This window comes from Oleiphilus sp. HI0123, from assembly GCF_001635315.1.
This window is the reverse complement of sequence record NZ_LWGE01001752.1, coordinates 1-1,658: the sequence shown is the minus strand read 5'-3', so window position 1 is coordinate 1,658 and position 1,658 is coordinate 1. Positions and strand designations below refer to the sequence as shown.

At 45.4% G+C, this 1,658-nt stretch carries 2 protein-coding genes; both read right to left on the bottom strand.

Features of this window, described 5'->3' with window-relative positions; genetic code table 11:
• Window positions 1–171: 171 nt before the first annotated feature.
• The gene (hemH, locus tag A3761_RS23670) at window positions 172–1,194 is read right to left on the bottom strand and encodes a ferrochelatase (protein ID WP_068751028.1); all 1,023 of its coding nucleotides are present in this window, start codon (window positions 1,192–1,194) and stop codon (window positions 172–174) included.
• Window positions 1,195–1,212: 18 nt separating this feature from the next.
• Window positions 1,213–1,658 (bottom strand): YdcF family protein (locus A3761_RS23665; RefSeq protein ID WP_197473212.1); only part of this gene is annotated, 446 nt, incomplete at its 5' end.

Below are 1,658 nucleotides of genomic sequence, written 5' to 3'. Positions count from 1 at the left end.
ATATACGCTGCAGTGGTTTTAACCATCGGCGGCAATAAGCGCACCCACTCACCTTCAACGCTTATTTCTGCACGGGCATGACCGGCAATCAATAATACCGCCATCACCGCAATTTTAAAAAAGTTCATCATCAACTCCTATTACCTTAGCTCGCTTGCAAAGACCTGCACATTACAACCAACCTTGCACGTTTTCATTTATTAAACTTGCCAGCACCTTGATATGCGCCTCACTGGCATTTAAGGCCGGAATATATTCATAGCGTTCGCCACCACCTTCAAGAAAATAGTCCCTGTTTTCTACGCCAATTTCTTCGATAGTTTCCAAACAATCTGCAGAAAAACCCGGACAAATTACCTGCACAAAGCGTGTCCCCTGCTTCGCGAGGGATTTTAGCGTTTCATCAGTATACGGCTGCAGCCACTCTGCAGCGCCAAAGCGTGATTGGAAAACGGTCATATACTGATCACCATTTAATTCAAGCGCCTCAGCAATCAACTGACTGGTTTCATTACACTGGGTATAGTAAGGGTCGCCTTTATCATGACTAAATTTAGGCAAACCATGATAAGACAAAAGCAGCTTTTCGGCTTGTCCGTGCAGTTTCCAATGTTCACGAATACTCTCGACAATCGCGTCAATATAGGGTGGGTAATTATGGTAGCTAGCCACGAAACGCAAGCTTGGTATCTGGCGGCGGGAAACATAATCTTTAGCGACTGCATCAAATGTTGAGCCACCTGTGGCACTGGCATACTGGGGATATAAAGGAAGCACTAAAAGCTTATCGCATTGTTGTGACGCCAGTTGGTCAAGTCGGCTGGCAATAGAAGGCTCACCATACCGCATGGCATAATCGAACAATATGGATGGCTTCTCTGCGCCTGAATTAACAGCCTGTCGCAAGGCTGTAAGCTGATCTTCAGTATGATATTTAAGCGGAGAACCGCGCTCAGCCCATACCGTCTGATAGGCATGAGCCGACTTCTTGGGCCGCACTCTAAGAATGATACCATGCAGGATAAACATCCAAATTAGCCGTGGAATTTCGACAACGCGGGGATCAGATAAAAATTCTGACAAATAGTGCCTCAAAGCCTTCGCTGTTGGCGCCTCTGGCGTACCTAAGTTAGTGATTAATACACCAACTTTCCCTTCGCTAGTAGGATAAACTTTTCCCGCTTTTAAACCCATAAATCAATTTTCCAAACGTTATGCTATTAAGCGCGCCCATAAATAGCCTAAGTACTCATGCCACGCTGCATCGGTTTTTGCCAGGTTTCGTGACTTTGGTATCCAGCTTCGCCAGCCTAAGCAATTCACTTCACATGACCTGAAATTTGTTGGCGAAGCAAGCAATGACTTAGTCTCGCCTTGCTGCAAAGTGATTTCTTTCTTAAACAAATAGACAGAACGGGGCATATGCATTGCTGACGTCACTAACGCAAATTTGGCACCGTTTATAAATTTAACCCAATGCCTGGCCTCTTCTGCCGTATCCTTTACCTCTTCAGCCAAATAAATATCGCTCTCGGGTACTCCAAGGGCTATCGCCACTCGTGATGCCGCTTTAGCATGAGATTCAATATCATCCCCATGATAGCCAGAAAGTAATAACTTTGACCCGGGATTTGCTCTGTAAATCATCAAGCCTTCAG